Genomic DNA, 16,654 nt, shown 5'->3' with positions numbered 1-16,654 from the left:
AACTTTGATCATGGAAACAAAGCATTCAATTAAACCGCGGCGGAAACGGAACCGCAGACCCCCGGTCCGCTCGCGCGGAAGAACCGGCCGGATGAACAACGGCTTGGCTCGCAAAGGGCATCGTTTGGCAAGACCCATCGGGAGAAAAGGGACCGCCGGCAGCAGCTCGCTCCAGCGCCTGAAATCCAAGGCGTTGGCTGCAGGGGTCCGGGCAGCGGCGGAGAGTAAAGGGGCGGGCCAGGGTTCGCCTCACCTGCAGGAGTGCTTTCGGGAATGGGCGCAGGCGGAGCGCATCGACGGTATGCCATATGCGGCCATTCTCACGGCCGCCTTGGCTTATCGCCGTGGATACGCCGAAGCCGCGGGCCTGAGCTCAACTTGGATTCCGCTGCCGCTGAAGGGCAGCGCCTCGGCGATTGTAACGGCCAGCAATGAGGAGAAGACCTTGCCTGCGGTCATCGCGGAGCTGCGCAAGCTGCCGCTGAAGGAAATCATCGTGGTCCTGAACGGCTGCAACGACGGCAGCTTTACCGCGGTGGATCGGGATCCGCGTATCACGCGGCTGAGCTTCCCTGAACGCTTGGGCCACGATGTGGGCCGGGCGATTGGGGCAGCGACGGCCACCGGGGATATTCTGTTGTTCCTGGACGGCGATTTGAGTGTTGCCGCGGAGGATTTAGCGGCCTTCCTTCTCGCCGTGGACCGGGGAGAGGATTTGGCGCTAAACGATTTGTCGCCGTATCTCCCGCCGTTTTCGCAGCAGGATGAGGTGACGCGTTGCAAAGCCTTCCTTAATCTGGCGCTGGGGCGTGCGGATTTGAAGGCGAACTCGCTGACCGCTGTGCCCAACGCTATGTCCCGCCGCGCCCTGCGAACGATGGGAACCGCTGCACTGATCGTTCCTCCCAAGGCTCAGGCTCTCGCCTTGGCCCGTGGTCTGAAAGCAAGCGCCCCGATCTCCGTCGATGTCATTCGCAAGAACCGCATCCGCAACAGTAACAGCGGCGCGGGTAATGCGGTTGCAAAGATGATCATTGGCGATCATCTGGAAGCGCTCGGTGAGGTCATGAAAACGGAGGGCGTTCGGCTGCGATTCACAACCCTGGGGCGCAGCCAAATCGCAAAAATGAGGAATGCGCGATGAACGGAAACGGCGTAACGAGTATCATTATTCCGACCTATAACGGGCTGCACCTGCTTGCCCCTTGCGTAGCGGCGATCCGCCAATACACGGAAACTCCATACGAGATCATTGTGGTGGATAATGGCTCTGAGGACGATACCGCCGCGTTCTGCCTGAGGGAGCATCTGATCCTGGCGGCATTGCCGCGCAATGAGGGGTTTCCGATCGCGGTGAACCGAGGGTTATCCGTTGCTTCGGGGGATCAACTGCTCATCCTGAACAACGATGTTACGGTTTCCCCGCGATGGCTTTCTAACCTGCTGCTGGCGCTGAACAGCGCCCCCGATGTGGGGCTTGTTGGTCCGGTGACCAATTATGCCAGCGGACGGCAGCAGGTGGTTATAGACTGGGCCGAAGGTGAGGATTTCAGTCAAGCGGCGGACCGCCATAATCATGCGGACTCTGCGAAATGGCAGGAAGTTCAGCGGCTGGTTGGCATGTGCCTGCTGTTTAAGCGGGAAGTGCTGGAGCGAGCGGGAGGGTTCGACGAGCGGTTTTCGCCCGGCCATTACGAGGATGACGATTACTGCTACCGCGCGCGGCAGTTGGGCTACCGTCTGCTCATTTGCGGGGATACGCTGGTGTACCACGAAGGCAGCTCCAGCTTTCGAGCCCAGCATCCGGAGGGGTGGAACGAACTCCTGGAGCGGAATCGCCAGCGGTTTATCGAAAAGTGGGGAGAGGATCCCTGGAAATTCATCTGAGGAGCAAATCAAAGCTTTGGCACAAGGGAGGAGCGTTCATGAAAGGCGTGATTTTGGCGGGGGGCAGCGGCACGCGTCTATACCCGCTGACCCGATTGATCAACAAGCATCTGCTTCCGGTCGGGAATTATCCGATGGTCTGTTACGGCATAGAACGGCTGCGTCAAGCTGGAATCACCGACATACTCATCATAATCAGTAAGCAATCGGCAGGCTTGTATGCCGATTTCCTCGGCAGCGGGGAGAACTTTGGGGTGAACCTCACGTATCGCGTTCAGGAGTCGGCCGGGGGAATCGCCGAGGCGCTGGAGCTGGCCGAAGGGTTTATTCCACCGGGCGGCAAGTTCGTAGTTCTGCTGGGCGACAACTTGTTCTTGGACGATTTGACGCCTTATGTGGAGCGATTTAAACAGCAGCCGGCGGGCTGCGCCCGGGTGATGCTGAAGCCGGTGGAGGATCCGCGGCGCTACGGCGTACCGGTATTTGCTCCGGACGACCCGGACCATATTGCCTATATCGAGGAAAAGCCGAAAAAGCCGAAATCGACATATTCGGTCACCGGCATTTACATGTACGATGACGCCGTGTTTGGCATCATTCGCAGCATCGAACGGTCCGCCCGCGGCGAGCTGGAGATTACGGACGTAAACAACCGTTACGCGCGGGACGGCAGGCTGGAATTCGACGTGCTCCAGCTGTGGTGGGGAGACGCCGGCACGCTGGAATCGCTGCAGGAAGCCGGCATCCATATGAAAGGCGTACTCCCCTAAGCGATTGGGGGGGCGGAAAGGAGGGACGGGATGGCTTCACGCGACAATCCATCCGGCCGCGGCCGCACCGAGCGCCAACGGCGAGGTGCGATGGCGGATCTTGATTCAGAGGGGGGGTCGGCTCGTCCACCTGTTACCGCGGGCGGCGAATCCAAACAAGGTCGGGCCGGTTCGGGCACGCCCGTGAAACCAGAGCATGTGTCACTTCGACACATCAAGAGGTGAATAGGGGAGGACGGCTACCGCGAAGGCTTGTTTGAAGGCGGGGAAGCCAAGCTAGGCCGCTTGATTCCCCGCCATACGCTGCTGCCCGAGCTGCGGGTGGACGATGTCATCGCCGCGGGATTCCCCGCCGTTGCCGGCCGGCTCCATCCGCTGCTCCCCCCATCCGGCGTGTTTGCCGCCGCGGACGGGGCATTGCGGGAGGGCCGACCGCTGTCCGTCGTCCGCCTTGGCGACGGGGAGCTGATCACCTTGGCGCACGGTACGGTGATCTCCACCGAGGAAGCGCTCCGCTGGGGGGCTTTTTTGCCCTATGCGGGCGTGCAACTGCCAGACCCGGCCGCGCGCGAGGCGTTGGCGGCGGCTGTACGGGCCGCCGATATCATCGGAGTGCCGGAATCCCGGCATCCGTCCTACCAAGGTCTGTTGTTCCCCGTGCTGCGCCACTATGGGATCGATTACCGCGCGCTGCGAATGACCACGTCGACCGTGAACTACGAACTCAATGCCAGCGGTTTATTGACGAGGCTGATGTACGGCCGGCGCGTCCTGTTGATCGGCAACCAGGCGGAGGCCTTGGCTGGGTTTCTTGGGCAGCGCGGCGTCCACGTTGTCGGTTGGCTCGCTCCGGTGCAGGGCGTAGCCGATGCGCCGGCGGTCGCCATGCGCGTGCGGGAATGTCCCGACTTTGACCTGGCTCTGGTTTCGGCCGGTGTAGCGGCGGTGATGATCTGTGCATGGCTGTCCTTGGAGCTCGGCAAGGTGGCGCTGGATATGGGACATCTGGCCGACAAACTGATAAAAGGCGAGGCGGCATGGCCGCAACTCGGGGAGGTGCACACCGGTGCCAACGGAAATTGACGGAACTACCAATTCTCAGGCGAAGCGTCCTTCGGGAACCTACGGGCAAGGGTACGCCGCCGGATATGCGTACGGGGTCCGCGAAGGACTCCGTACGTTTGGTGTAAATGAGGCGATCACGAGCATCATCATTCCGACTTACGATCGCGTAGACCTGCTGTTGCAATGCTTGGATCATATTGAACAACATACGTCTTCCCCGCATGAGGTGATCGTTGTTGATAACGGCTCGACCGACGGTACGGCCGCGGCGGTCCGGCGGCGGCGCGGCCAGGTACGGCTTGCGGTGCATCCGCAAAATTTGGGATTCGCCCGCGCCGTAAATACCGGCCTGATGATGGCCAAGGGAAATACCATCGTGCTGCTGAACAACGACGTGCTGGTGACAGAGCGCTGGCTGGATCAACTGCAGGCATGCCTGCGGCAGTTTCCGGAAGCGGCCGCGGCAGGGCCTGTCACCAATTACATCAGCGGCGAACAGCAAATCGACGTTCCCTATGAAGATGTAGCGGATATGCCGGCTTTCGCCGCCCAGTACAACCGCCCCGATCCTTTGAAGTGGCGCGTGACCGACCGGCTGGTGGGCTTTTGCGTTGCATTTCCGCGTACGACCCTGGAGCAAATCGGTTATTTTGACGAGGGGTATGAGATCGGGAACTTCGAGGACGACGATTGGGTCGCCCGTCTGCGCCTGCAGGGGAAACGGATGGTGATCGCCGGGGACACCTTTGTTCATCATTATGGAAGCATGACGATGAAAGGCTTGGGTTCCCAAGGCTTTCAGGAAGTTAATACCCGCAATCATCATTTTTTCAACGAAAAATGGGGGGACCTGCACGCCTTGTATACACGGCTTCCGGCGTGGCGCGGCGACCGAGTGCTGCGGGCGGCGGATTTCTATCCGACCCACGTGCGGGTCCGGGACGTCAACGGGGGCGTCCATTGGCTGGAGCATGGCGTTCGCTATCGCTTGCCGCAGGCTGGCGCCCTCGAGCCGGAGCCGGCGCGGCTGTCCGTGCTGGAGCTGCTCCAGCTGCCGGCCGGGCCCGTCCGTTCGCCGGAGCAATTGCCTTGGCTTACCGGCGGCCCGCCGCCTGAAGCAGGCTTGGCGGACGGCGTTGTTGTCGTGGTCAGCGGTGGACGGTGCTATCAAATCGATCGCGGACAGCGGAGGGAGATTATCTCCGAATACACGCTGCGCGCCTGGGGGCTTGAACCCTTGGGGGCCGCCGTATCGGAAGAAATGCTGGCCGCTTATCCCGAGGGGGTCCCCATTCTGCCTCCGCCGCGAATCATCAGCGATGATTTATAGGCTGGAACGGGCCGTTTCCCCAGGAACACGCGTATTCGTAGCGGCATATGTTATTGCAGGGCACCTGAGGGGCCGCTGTCCGCTGTCCGCTTTCCCATGCGACAGCCGGCCTTAGGCGAGGAGGAATCAGGGTGGAGCAAAAAATAACCGAGATCATCTTGCACATGGCCCACTCTCATCAGCAGATGGCGCGGGTGATCGATGCCGATCGGCAGGTTGCCGTACGGATGGCGCAAATTGTGCACGCGATTCCCGATGCCGAGCCGGCGTTCGAAGGAGCGCCCGGCATTTTGGAGAATTCGGGCCGGATTAACAAAAGCGTGATCTCCTATTTAAATGCCATTGCCGATTTGCAGGAGGCGATGGCGGAGAATTTGGGTGTGGTGATGAAACAATTGAAAGGCCATGAGGAAGAGTGAGGTCAGAGAAGCGGGGTATGATGCCATGAGCAGGGAACAGGCCTATCTGAACATCCTGGATGCAGCCGCGAAAATCCAGTGGAACGTAGCGATGATTCTAGAAGCCAAAGCGGTCGAATCCGAAAAGGTACGCAACTGGATCTTGAATCATGTGCTGGATAGCAGTTTTGAGGACCACGAAAAGCAGCTGTCCGATCCGCTGGACGTCCACGATCAGCTCGTCGAGGTGATCGAGGGCTTAACCAAGCTGCAAAACGGGCTGTGCAGTAACTTGAAGACGGTATTGCCGCCTGAGGATGAGGATGGCGGCGGTGACGGCGGCCTAGACGGCAGCTTTAGCGGGATGTTCGGCGGTGACTTTGATCTGGAGGATTCCAGCAAATGACGATGCCCCCCCTTCAAGCCGGGGAGGAGGCCAAACTCCGGTTGATCGATGCGATCAGCCAGAGCCAGCTGGCGATGGCGCGGATTCTCGGCAGCCTCGCCGATGTGACCGAATTATCCCCGGATGCCGCCAGGCATATCGCCGGAAATATCGATAGATTGACGAAATATCAGGAAGCGATGGCCCGCACGGTCTGCGGGTTAACTTTTCATCGCGTCAAATACGGAACTCCTTCGTCGCCATGGATGATCGAAGCTTGTTATGCCGCATACGACGTTACCCGAGGAGAACAGGAGGAAGAATGATGGCAAAAACCAAACTCCGGCGCACCCGCCGTGTGAAACCGCGCGCGCTGAGAAAAGCTCGGCCCCGTAAAAAACGGAAGCTATCCCTGCGCCGGGGGAGCAAGCTGACCCATGCCCGCCGCAAGCGGCGCAAGCTGGTGCCTAAACTGCGTTCACGCCGCGGCAGAAGAAGATTAAGACGCCGGCGGCGTGCCGCATTGCCGGTACCGGCAGCTGTACTTCCGGTCGCCGAGCCGGAACCCGTAGCCGTTGCACCGGGTACGCCGGAGGATGCCGCGGTGTACGACCAGGCCTATAACGAGGCCTATCAAGAAGGATTCAACAGCGGGTTCGCCCAGGGATATGAGGATGGGCACAAGATGGCTTACAAAAATCAAATCTAGCAAAAACCGCTGCCGGTGCCGGCAGCGGTTTTTTTGTGTTTACGCCTCGAGAGGCGGCATTCGCCAATTTATCAGGCAGGCGGGTAGTCGTCCATGATGCACGTGTCCCCTCAGCATATATTTATTAAGACCCAGGAAACGCAAGAATGAATTCCACGAAGATAGGATGAAGAACCTTGGAAAACGTCAAGGAAAACCGGTACGGCGAAGCTCGTCAAGCCGGTTACCAGGAAGGGATCCGGTATGGCGGATGCCAGGCCGTGCTCGAACGAATTCCGCCGGTCATCCGGCCCAAAGTGGACCTGCGGGTGCTGTACGTGCCTCAGGGGTTCGATGCGATCGACGAAGGGGTGGAAGCCGCACTCAGAGAGCTGACGCGGGAGTGTGTCGTGGCCTCTGCGGAAATGATGCTGCAGGAGACGGAGCGCCTTCGTCCCGATCTGGTGCTGGTGATGAATTCGCTGCATGTGTTTCCTCCCGACCACGCCGCGCAAATGGAACGAATTCGGGAGATGGGGATTCGAACCGCCGTCTGGTTCGTCGACGACCCCTATTTTACCGATGATACGATCGCGTTGGCTTTAAGCTACGACTTGGTGTTTACACACGAGGTCGAATGCGTGCCGCTCTATCGTTCGCTGGGGGTTCGAAGCGTTCACCATCTTCCGCTGGCCGCCAATCCGCACCAATTCCGGCCGGTTCCGGCTCGCCCGGAATACCGCTACGACATCTGTTTCATCGGCAATGCTTTTTGGAACCGAGTCGCTTTGTTCGACCGTCTAAGTTCGTTCCTGCAGGACAAACGGGTGCTGATCGCCGGATTTCATTGGGATCGTCTGCCCCGTTACGAACTGTTGTCACGGTTTATCCGTCCCGGTTGGGTTCCTGTCGAGGAGACGGTTCGTTATTACAACGCCTCCAAAATCGTGCTGAACATCCACCGCCCAACGCAAGCGGGCCAGGATAACCGAAACGGTCGAGACACCCCGGGGGGATCGATCAACCCGCGAACCTATGAAATCGCCGGCTGCGGCGCTTTTCAAATCACGGACATCCGCAGTGATCTGGCCTCCTACTACCAACCCGGCTACGACATCGAGACGTTCCGAGATGAGGTGGAGCTGGAGGCGAAAATCCGTTACTACCTCGAGCATGAGGAGGAACGACGCCAGATCGCTTGGCGCTCGCTGTGGACGACAACGGCGGTCCATACGTATTCGGACCGAATTAGTCGTCTGTTAGCCGCAGTCGCTGAGAGCTAACTTTGAAAGAACCCATCCAAAAAGGAGTGACATTATGTTCACAGAGGAAGCGGCTGGTCCTATGATTCAGCCCGTGCTGAGCCCGGCCGAGAGCGGAAGAACCAATGGGCTTCGCGACGGCTATGCTGAGGGGTATTTGAGAGGGAGAGCCAGCTATATCATGAGTCAGCCACGGCCGGTTTTTCCGGTCCGTAAATTAAAAGTCCTATATGTCAGTTCGGGAAAAGGGTTCCCGTATTCTCCGCTCGACGAGGCCGTAACTTCAACGCTGCGCACCTTAACCACCGAGATGATCGCCGCCGTACCAGGGGACCCGATTCCGGATTTGGTTGCGCAGCATAAGCCCGACCTGCTGCTCGCGCTCGACGGGCTGGAGCTTCCCGTGGAGCATGTGAGCGCCGTACGGGCGATGGGCGTTCCGACGGCGGTTTGGTTTACGGATGATCCTTATTATACCGACTTGACGATCCCGTTGAGCGCTCACTACGACTATGTTTTTACCCTGGAGCGGAACTGTGTCGACTCCTATCGGGCGGCCGGTTGCAGCCAGGTCCACTATCTTCCGTTCGCCGCGTATCCCGAGCACTATCGGCCGACGCTGATCCCCTCCCCGCACCGCCGCAATCTCAGCTTTATCGGCTCGGCGTACTGGAACCGGGTGATCTATCTGCAACCGGTCCTTCCTGCTCTGATGGAGCAAGGCTTATTGATCAACGGCATCTGGTGGGACCGCCTGCCTGAGTTTCCGGCCTATGCAGACCGTATCGAGCTAGGGAAATGGATGGGGCCGGTGGAGACCTCCGAGGTCTACAGCGGATCAAAAATCGTCTTAAATCTGCACCGTTCCCCATTTGAGGAGGACGTCAACAACAACAAAGCCGGGATTCCGGCCGCCTCGCCCAATCCGCGGACCTTCGAAATCTCGGCCTGCGCTACGCTTCAATTGGTGGATGCACGCGATGATTTAGCTTCGTTTTACACTCCCGGCGTGGAGATCGAAACCTTTTCCACGCCGGAGGAATTGGTTGATAAAGTGCGTTTTTACCTGACTCATGAGGAAGAAAGACGGGAAATCGCGCTGCGCGCACTGGATCGGACCCTGCGGGATCATACGTATGCCAATCGGTTAGATCAGCTGCTGTCTGTGATTTTCGGGTGATATCTACGCATAAGGAGGGGCAATCGTGCCGGAAAAGAAGAAGCTGCTGCTGTTTTCGCATGTGTGCAATTCAAGAAACGTAACCGGTGCCGAGAAGCTGTTGTTGTTTAATGCGAGGCAGCTATCGGCTTCCTACGACTGTACGATTGTGGTTCCCCGGCAGGGCAGCTTGTCGGTATTGGCCAATCGTTACGGGATCCGGACCCTGCTGTGCGAAAACGGACTGCTTTACGGGATGTGTTCTCCGCATGCCAGCCTAAGCGGCGAGTTTCATGCGATCGCCTGGAGCGAACCCGTGCGGCGCACGATAGAGCTGCTGGAGGAAGAGCGTCCGGATGCCGTGCTTGTGAATACCAGCGTCAACGTGACGCCGGCCATCGCCGCCAAACAGCTGGGGATTCCCGTCATTTGGCAGATCACGGAGGTGATTGCGCCCAATGAGTTCACCGCGGAGGCAGTCCATCTGATCGACCGTTACAGCGACCTGATCATCGGGATATCCGACTCCGTGCTGGCTCCCTTCCAGGGAACCCTGGCGGCGGACAAAACCGCGCTGCTGTATCCCTCCTGGAATGCCGAGGATATTCACTCCGACCTCTGGCCAGCGCAGCGCTGGCACAAAAGAGCGATGTGGAAGGTCAAACCGTCGGAGGTGCTGGTGGGTTATATTTCGTCCTACCTGATCCCGGAGAAAGGGGCCGATCATTTTATCGCGGCGGCGCTGATTCTGGCCGAACGATTCGCCGAGGCGAAGTTCGTGGTGGTTGGCGCGGAGATCCATCAAGAGTATTTCCGGAATTTAAAACGGGCGGTTCAGGGTTCGCCGCATGCGAACCGCTTTGTGTTCATTAACTTTGAGGATCATGTGGAATCCGCTTTTAGCGCGATGGATATCGTGGTTGTTCCGGGGATTCTGCCTGAAGGGTTTGGGTTAACCGCGCTGGAAGCCATGGTCTTCGGCAAACCGGTGGTAGCCTATGCCTCGGGTGGGCTGCGCGAAATTTTGGAGGCGGCCGGCAGCGGGGCTTACCTGGTACCAACGCGGGAGATTGGCGGACTTGCGGACAAATGCGCAGAGCTGCTGTCCTCCATGGAACTGGCCCGCAGTGTCGGAGAGAGAAACCGGGCTCAAGCGGAGGCGGTGTTTGGTCCGGCAGCCTTTGCCTTACGGCTTCAAGGGCTGGTTCAGCGCATGCAGGAGCTATCGGGTGTGGTGGTGCCTCTGCCCGAACCGGCACCGGTGAATCCCCCGGCCGCCGGGGATTTTCGCTCCGGCTCAGAGGCTGTCGGGGAACCGGCGGCTAAGGGGCGCACCAAACCCGCCGTTCGCCGCAGAAGGGTGAAGCTGAAGCGCGCCAAGCGACTGCGCAGGAGAAGAGCCGGTGCCGGAAGAAGCTTGTCTGCTCGGCGCGGCGGGAAGGGGCGCGTCCGCAAGCCGGTCCGACGCCGGCGCAAATCCGGCCGAGGAGCGGCAAGAGCCCGTACGAAACGGATACGTAAACGCCATAAGTCTGCAAGGAGATGAGACCGTGAAGATCATGACCATATTGGGGACTCGGCCGGAGATCATCCGGCTTAGCCGGATCATCCCGCTGTTGGACCGGTGGGCCGACAAGCATGTGCTGGTGCATACGGGACAGAATTTTACGGCTAGTCTCAGTGATGTCTTTTTTCAGGAGCTGGGGTTGAGACAACCGGATTATATCTTTCAAGATCAGCAAACGACGCTGGGCAGCCAGCTGTCGGCAATGTTCGGCCAGATGGAGCGGATCCTCGATGCGGAGCGGCCCGATCGCGTGCTGCTGCTGGGAGATACGAACAGCGCCCTTTGTGCCCTATTGGCCGAGCGGCTGGGTTACCCGGCGATACACATGGAAGCGGGCAACCGCTGCTTTGACCTGGAGGTTCCCGAAGAGAAGAACCGGAAGGTCATCGATGCGGTATCGACCATCAATATGCCCTATACCCCTCAGAGCAAAGCCCATTTGCTCGCAGAGGGCGTTCCAAGCAAACGCATCGTGCTGACCGGCAATCCGATTTATGAAGTGATGAAGCACTACGAGCCGCAGATCGAAGCGAGCGACATCCTGCAGCGGCTGGGATTGAAAGAAGGAGAGTATTATCTCGTGACGGCCCATCGTGCCGAGAACGTCGACCGGCCGGCTTCCCTGCACGCCATTATGGAGGGGCTGAACCGGGTAGCGGAAGCCTCGTCCAAACGGTTGATTTGCAGCATCCACCCCCGTACAAAATCGCGGATCGAACGGGATTTGAAGCTCGAAATGCACCCTTTGGTTGAATTTCACGAGCCGTTTGGATTCTTCGATTTCGTGAAGCTGGAGAAGCATGCGTTATGCGCATTAACGGACAGCGGCACGGTCCAAGAGGAATGCTGCATCATGCAGGTGCCGACGGTCACGATTCGCCGAACAACGGAACGGCCGGAGACCGTCGATTGCGGCAGCAATGTCGTCTCCGGGGTGGATGCCCGCAGAATCGCCGAAGCGGCGGAGATGATGGCGGGGATGGAGCGTTCGTGGCCTTGTCCCGAGGGGTATCTGGAGGAGAAGGTTTCGCAAAAGGTGGTCAAATTCGTGCTTGGAGGGAAGTTGAATGTTTAAAGATCAAGTCATTCTCGTCACCGGGGGGACGGGTTCCTGGGGATATGAGCTCATCCGCCAGCTCCTCCCGCAGGAGCCGAAGGAGATCATTATCTACTCCCGGGGAGAGGCGGCCCAGGTTGCGATGAGCCGCGCCTTCGACGACAAGCGCCTGACGTTCCGTATCGGGGATATCCGCGATAAGGAGGCGCTGACGGCAGCCTGCCGGAATGTGGATATCGTCTATCACCTCGCCGCCCTGAAGCATGTGCCAATTTGCGAGGAGCAGCCCAGCGAAGCGCTGAAAACAAATGTGGTGGGTACGCAAAACGTCATCGAAGCCGCCATCGAAAACAAAGTCAAGAAAGTCCTCTATATCTCGACCGATAAAGCCTCCAACCCGTCCAATTTCTATGGCATGACCAAAGCGATCGGTGAGAAACTGGTTGTCTATGCCAACCTGCTCCAGGAGGAAACCCGGTTTGTGTGCATCCGGGGCGGGAACGTGCTAGGCACCAACGGCAGCGTCATCCATTTATTCAAACAGCAAATCCGCGAGAAAAGGGAGGTCCGAATCACCGATTTGGAAATGACCCGGTTCTTCCTGACGATGCCGGAAGCAATTCAGCTTCTGTTTAAGGCATCCCGGGAAAGCGTGGGCGGCGAAATCTTTGTGATGCTGATGCCGACCTGCCGGATCGTGGATCTGGCGGAGGTGCTGATCGAGGATTCGGGAGTATCGGATGTCACGATCGTAGAATCGGGGATTCGGCCCGGGGAACGGATTCATGAGCTACTGCTCAGCGAATACGAAAGCCGGACGACCGTGGTGTATGACAAGGAGTATCTGGTGATTATGCCCGCGCTGGAAATCGCAGGGTTGCAGGATCGGTACGGTCATCTGCCGCTTGTCACCTTCGGCGAACTGAGCTCGGAGCAGGAGCTGATGAATAAGGAAGACATCCGCAGCATGTTGACTAAAGGAGGATTTCTTTCATGAAAATACTGATCCTCGGCGGGCACGGCATGGCCGGTCATGTGCTGGTGCGGCATTTTCGCGAACGGGGAGAACACCAGGTGTTTTATACCTCGCGCGATCTCAAAGATCCGGGCTCGCTGATTTTGGATGCCGGCGATATCGTCGCCGTTGATCAGGCGGTGCAGCTGGTTCGTCCGGATGTGGTGATTAACGCGGTGGGGGTGCTGAACCAGTTCGCCGACCGCGATAAAATCATGGCCTACCATATCAATGGATTTCTGCCTCACCGGCTGCGGCATTTAGCGGATAAAGTGAACGCGCGATTGATTCACATCAGTACGGATTGCGTCTTTCGCGGCGACCGCGGCGGTTACCGGGAGGATGATCAGCCCGATGGGGTCTCCACTTACGCCTTAACCAAGGCGCTTGGAGAGGTGCATGACGAAGGGCATCTGACGATCCGCACCTCGATTATCGGACCGGAAATCCGCCAACAGGGCATCGGGTTGTTTCAGTGGTTTATGAGCCAAAAAGGTAAGGTATCCGGCTATCGGCGGGTCCCATGGAATGGCGTAACGACGGTGCAGCTCGCCAAAACCATCGAGCTGCTGCTGGATCGCCCGGTGTCCGGCTTGATTCATCTGGCTCATCCGGAAGTCGTCAGTAAATACGAAATGCTGCAGATGTTTCAAGAAATCTGGGGGAAAACCGACGTGGAGATCGAACCGGACGACGGTCCGGAGCTCGACCGGACGCTGGTGAGCACCCGCCCGGAAGCGGCGGTTCCCCTTCCCCCTTTCCGGCAAATGCTGGAGGAAATGGCGGAATGGATGAGACGGTATGGCTGATGGGGCGGCGGTCCTGATCACGGGGGCCGGTGGTTTTACCGGCCGCCACGCCAGCCGGCGATTTGCTGCCAGGGGCTACAAGGTGTTTGCCTTAGTCCGAAGCAAGGCCGGACTGCCCGCCATCGAAGGGGGAGAATACGTCTTCTGCGATTTGACCGATCAAGCAGGGATTCGGCGGCTGATCGACCGAATCCGGCCGCAGTTCGTGCTGCACTTAGGCGGCAAAAACTCGGTGCCGGATTCGTGGTCGAATCCGCTTCTTTATATCGAAAGCAACGTCATGACGACCCTGTACTTGCTGGATGCTCTGCAACGCTGCGGTCTGCGGGATACCCGTATCCTCGTTGCAGGCTCGCGGCTCAAATTCGGGCTGAAGAGGCCGCTTCTCCCCACTCATCCTTACGGATTAAGCAAATCGCTGCAAGAGGCCGCCGCCTTGTCTTGGGGGAAATTGTTTGACCTCGGCGTCATGATTGCCGAACCGGGCAACCTGGTCGGATCAGGTCCGTCTACAGGGATTTGCTCCCTGCTCGCCCGGCATATCGTCCGCTTGGAGCGAGGGGAGTCCCCTTCCCCCTTTCGGTTATCCTCCGCGGATGCCCGGCGCGATTTCCTCGACGTGCGTGACGCGGTCGACGCCTATGAAATGCTGCTGCGCCAAGGGGAAGTGGGGGAGGTGTATCCGGTTTGCTCGGGGCAGGAGCGGAGCTTGGCTGAACTGGTTCGAGATTTCTCCCACCTGACGGCGACTAAGGATTTGAACATCCAAATCGGCGCTTCGTCTGGAGCCGAAGTGCTCCCTCAAACCGATCCCCCCCTTCCCCAAGCGCTCTGGTCGATGGGTTGGCAGGCCGGCATGGCCTGGGAACAAACGCTACAGGATGTACTGGACTATTTTCGCAAGGAGGGGGCCGCATCGTCATGAATCCACGCGTCAGTATCATCATTCCGTTTTACAACTGCCCGTATATCGAACAGGCGGTGCAAAGCGCGCTGAATCAAACGTATCCGCATACGGAGATCATCGTTGTCGATGACGGTTCGACCGCTCATGCCGAGCGGCTCGCGCCTTACCGCGGTCATATTTATTATCTGGGCAAGGCCAACGGGGGAACGGCCTCCGCCCTTAACCACGGAATCCGTCACGCCTCCGGAGAGTATATCGCTTGGCTGAGCTCGGACGATCTGTTTGCACCGGAGAAAATCGCCATTCAATTGAATTTTATGCGCGAGTTAGGTGCGGAGATTTCCCATACCAACTTCCATTATATCGATGAATACGGCCGGATCACTCAATACAATGCCGGCATGCAGCCTCTGGGGATGCGCGAACTGGCGAACACGTTATACAGCGGCAATCCGATAAATGGTTGTACCGTCATGATGAGACGCAGTTTGATCGAACGCGTTGGCGTGTTTGATGAAGCCTTGCCGTACACCCACGACTACGATTTGTGGCATCGGGTCATGTTGTCTCGCGCTCCTTTTCCTTATTTAAATGTGCCGCTTCTATCCTACCGGCGTCATTCGGGGATGGGGACGCTGCGCCATCAGGCGGCGATTTCGGCGGAGATTGGTTTTCTCCAAAACCGTTACCGGGACGCCCTGACGCATCTCATTGCTACTTCCTAAAACGCAGCCGGCGACTTTGCCGGGAGAAGACAAAATAAGCGGGTATCTTGATCAAGTTGTCTATACCAAAATCGTTCTCTGATCATAACCTGTACTAGATTACAAGAAGGTGGTGATAAGAGATGGGTGTCTTTCTTGATGCCAGAAGCTCCGTGAACTCCAACCAACCCGGCTTCCCTGGAACTCCGCTCACCGATACTCCCGCATTGTTTGGGGTTATCGGTCTGCAAACGCAAAACGTTCCGAATCCAATCGTCATTCTGCAAGGGGTCGTCGGGATTCTGGGAGACGTTGGCGATACGTTTACGATCGAAATCGTTCGCGGTGCGACGTACGCTCCAGCCAATGTCATCTACACGCTTGACGGCGTTGTCAGCAACGCCGTATCGACAGAAGTCACGTCTTTCGTAGCCGCCGACCTCCTGGCTCCGGCCGCTCCGGAAACCGTCTATACGTCCTTTATTTCCGGGGCTACAACGGCAGTCCGTAACGGTCCTGAAGCTTTCACAGGCATTGCCCAACAGGGCTAGGTTATGCCCAGAAGACCTGCCTCGGGGTGACCCGGGCAGGTTTTCTGCTAAACGAATGATTCAACCTCGACAGTAAAGGATTTGAAGGAATGAAGCGGCTAAAAATCTTGTTCGTAACGAAGGACTTCAGTCAATATTTGGAACGGAATTTTCACTACATGCAGCTGGAACTGCGAAAATATGCCGATTTGGCCTTGGATCACAGGGGCGGAGAGGTACGGGCAATTCTCCGGCGAGCTCCCTTTCAGCCCGATTTTGTTCTGTTTAACGACATGTTTCATGCCTCTTACTGCCCTCCGGTTTCCGGACTTCACCATCTGAAATTACCTTGGGGCATGATCATGCATGATCTTCATGCCAAACCCGAGCAGCGTCGGGAGTTCCTGCGGCGTTTTCCGTCCGCAACCATCTTCGTGATGTATCAGCAAGCGTTCCGGGAGCGGTATCCCGAGTTCAAGGGCCGTCTGCTATGGCTCCCCCATTTTGTGGAGCCCACCGTGTTCAGGGATTATCGGCGCCGAAAGAACCTCAATGTGCTGCTCATGGGAGCAACCAACCCGAAGGTTTACCCGCTGCGCCATAAGATGAAATCGGCTTTGACCGGGCATCCCGGCTTTGTACTCCACCATCATCCCGGTTACGTGAACTTCCAATCCGATGCCCAGGCGCTCGTGGCTCGAGGTTTTGCGCTGGAAGTAAACCGAGCCAAGATCTTCCTGACTTGCGATTCCATATTCCATTACCCACTGCGCAAGTATTTTGAGGTGCTCGCCTGCAACACGCTGCTGCTCGCTCCCGAGAACACCGATTTACGCGCACTTGGGTTTAAGTCCGGCGTGCATTATGCGGCCGTTACGGAGCGGGATTTTCTAGCCAAAATTCATTTCTATCTGCACCCGAACAACGAAACGCTGCGGGCGAAAATCAGCCGTCAAGGCTATGAGTTCGTCCGGGAGAAACATACGACCTCCGTCCGAACCCTGCAGCTCCTCCAAATGATCAATTCCATCGTTGGTTAATTTTCCACGAAAGCGAAAGCGAAAGCGAGAGCGAGAGGCTCGTCCTGACGGGTCAAACTTCAAGCGAAAGGGGAGATGGAT

General features: G+C 58.0%; 20 protein-coding genes. 19 read left to right on the top strand and 1 reads right to left on the bottom strand.

Annotation, left to right across the window (positions count from 1 at the left end):
- Positions 1 to 10 precede the first annotated feature (10 nt).
- From BN3277_RS03880 to BN3277_RS03870, 3 genes are read left to right on the top strand one after another with little or no spacing between them, the layout of a single operon-like run.
- Complete coding sequence (locus BN3277_RS03880) at positions 11 to 1,144, top strand: glycosyltransferase family 2 protein (RefSeq protein ID WP_232436320.1); 1,134 nt, start codon at positions 11 to 13, stop codon at positions 1,142 to 1,144.
- Entirely contained in the window at positions 1,141 to 1,887 is a 747-nt protein-coding gene (locus BN3277_RS03875; protein ID WP_059040985.1) for a glycosyltransferase family 2 protein, read from the top strand. Before BN3277_RS03880 ends, BN3277_RS03875 begins: the two co-directional genes overlap by 4 nt.
- A gap of 38 nt (positions 1,888 to 1,925) precedes the next feature.
- Entirely contained in the window at positions 1,926 to 2,657 is a 732-nt protein-coding gene (locus tag BN3277_RS03870) for a sugar phosphate nucleotidyltransferase (protein ID WP_059040984.1), read from the top strand.
- Between the two features lie 276 nt (positions 2,658 to 2,933).
- Here BN3277_RS03870 and BN3277_RS25925 read toward each other — a convergent pair whose 3' ends face one another.
- Positions 2,934 to 3,140 (bottom strand): hypothetical protein, encoded by a 207-nt coding sequence (locus BN3277_RS25925; RefSeq protein WP_232436334.1) that lies wholly within the window; start codon positions 3,138 to 3,140, stop codon positions 2,934 to 2,936.
- Here BN3277_RS25925 and BN3277_RS03865 point away from each other — a divergent pair.
- The 16 genes from BN3277_RS03865 to BN3277_RS03790 all read left to right on the top strand — a co-directional run bounded on the left by BN3277_RS03865 (position 3,051) and on the right by BN3277_RS03790 (position 16,573).
- Positions 3,051 to 3,740 (top strand): GT-D fold domain-containing protein, encoded by a 690-nt coding sequence (locus BN3277_RS03865; protein WP_232436330.1) that lies wholly within the window; start codon positions 3,051 to 3,053, stop codon positions 3,738 to 3,740. The two genes, BN3277_RS25925 and BN3277_RS03865, sit on opposite strands and share 90 nt — an antisense overlap.
- Positions 3,724 to 5,052: a glycosyltransferase family 2 protein gene (locus BN3277_RS03860; RefSeq protein ID WP_059040982.1), complete on the top strand. Its 1,329-nt coding sequence runs from the start codon at positions 3,724 to 3,726 to the stop codon at positions 5,050 to 5,052. The genes BN3277_RS03865 and BN3277_RS03860 overlap by 17 nt, the downstream gene beginning before the upstream one ends.
- 131 nt (positions 5,053 to 5,183) lie before the next feature.
- Positions 5,184 to 5,471 carry a protein kinase family protein gene (locus BN3277_RS03855; RefSeq protein ID WP_082691300.1) on the top strand — a complete coding sequence of 96 codons (288 nt, stop codon included), beginning with the start codon at positions 5,184 to 5,186 and terminating at the stop codon, positions 5,469 to 5,471.
- Between the two features lie 25 nt (positions 5,472 to 5,496).
- Entirely contained in the window at positions 5,497 to 5,856 is a 360-nt protein-coding gene (locus tag BN3277_RS03850) for an alpha-helical endospore appendage domain-containing protein (protein ID WP_059040981.1), read from the top strand.
- Positions 5,853 to 6,161, top strand: coding sequence for a hypothetical protein (locus BN3277_RS03845; protein ID WP_059040980.1), 309 nt, complete (start codon positions 5,853 to 5,855; stop codon positions 6,159 to 6,161). The genes BN3277_RS03850 and BN3277_RS03845 overlap by 4 nt, the downstream gene beginning before the upstream one ends.
- Positions 6,161 to 6,544, top strand: a complete 384-nt coding sequence (locus tag BN3277_RS25275; protein ID WP_059040979.1) for a FliH/SctL family protein — start codon at positions 6,161 to 6,163, stop codon at positions 6,542 to 6,544. Before BN3277_RS03845 ends, BN3277_RS25275 begins: the two co-directional genes overlap by 1 nt.
- A 176-nt stretch (positions 6,545 to 6,720) precedes the next feature.
- On the top strand, positions 6,721 to 7,806 hold the full coding sequence (locus BN3277_RS03835; protein ID WP_059040978.1) for a CgeB family protein: 1,086 nt from the start codon (positions 6,721 to 6,723) through the stop codon (positions 7,804 to 7,806).
- A gap of 34 nt (positions 7,807 to 7,840) precedes the next feature.
- Complete coding sequence (locus BN3277_RS03830; RefSeq protein ID WP_059040977.1) at positions 7,841 to 8,965, top strand: CgeB family protein; 1,125 nt, start codon at positions 7,841 to 7,843, stop codon at positions 8,963 to 8,965.
- Between the two features lie 25 nt (positions 8,966 to 8,990).
- Positions 8,991 to 10,490, top strand: coding sequence for a glycosyltransferase family 4 protein (locus tag BN3277_RS03825; RefSeq protein WP_232436319.1), 1,500 nt, complete (start codon positions 8,991 to 8,993; stop codon positions 10,488 to 10,490).
- 4 nt (positions 10,491 to 10,494) lie between these two features.
- Positions 10,495 to 11,586, top strand: a complete 1,092-nt coding sequence (wecB, locus tag BN3277_RS03820) for a non-hydrolyzing UDP-N-acetylglucosamine 2-epimerase (protein ID WP_059040975.1) — start codon at positions 10,495 to 10,497, stop codon at positions 11,584 to 11,586.
- A complete protein-coding gene (locus BN3277_RS03815) occupies positions 11,579 to 12,565 on the top strand; it encodes a polysaccharide biosynthesis protein (protein WP_059040974.1) in 987 nt (328 codons plus the stop codon). The genes wecB and BN3277_RS03815 overlap by 8 nt, the downstream gene beginning before the upstream one ends.
- The gene (locus tag BN3277_RS03810) at positions 12,562 to 13,392 is read left to right on the top strand and encodes an SDR family oxidoreductase (protein WP_059040973.1); all 831 of its coding nucleotides are present in this window, start codon (positions 12,562 to 12,564) and stop codon (positions 13,390 to 13,392) included. Before BN3277_RS03815 ends, BN3277_RS03810 begins: the two co-directional genes overlap by 4 nt.
- Entirely contained in the window at positions 13,385 to 14,317 is a 933-nt protein-coding gene (locus BN3277_RS03805; protein WP_059040972.1) for an NAD-dependent epimerase/dehydratase family protein, read from the top strand. Before BN3277_RS03810 ends, BN3277_RS03805 begins: the two co-directional genes overlap by 8 nt.
- Complete coding sequence (locus BN3277_RS03800; RefSeq protein ID WP_059040971.1) at positions 14,314 to 15,024, top strand: glycosyltransferase; 711 nt, start codon at positions 14,314 to 14,316, stop codon at positions 15,022 to 15,024. The genes BN3277_RS03805 and BN3277_RS03800 overlap by 4 nt, the downstream gene beginning before the upstream one ends.
- Positions 15,025 to 15,146: 122 nt before the next feature.
- On the top strand, positions 15,147 to 15,554 hold the full coding sequence (locus BN3277_RS03795; RefSeq protein ID WP_059040970.1) for a hypothetical protein: 408 nt from the start codon (positions 15,147 to 15,149) through the stop codon (positions 15,552 to 15,554).
- Positions 15,555 to 15,643: 89 nt separating this feature from the next.
- Positions 15,644 to 16,573: a glycosyltransferase gene (locus BN3277_RS03790; RefSeq protein WP_059040969.1), complete on the top strand. Its 930-nt coding sequence runs from the start codon at positions 15,644 to 15,646 to the stop codon at positions 16,571 to 16,573.
- Positions 16,574 to 16,654: the final 81 nt, after the last annotated feature.

Source organism: Paenibacillus rubinfantis (assembly GCF_001486505.1).
Taxonomy (GTDB): Bacteria; Bacillota; Bacilli; order Paenibacillales; family Paenibacillaceae; genus Fontibacillus; species Fontibacillus rubinfantis.
This window is presented reverse-complemented; position numbering and strand designations above follow the sequence as displayed.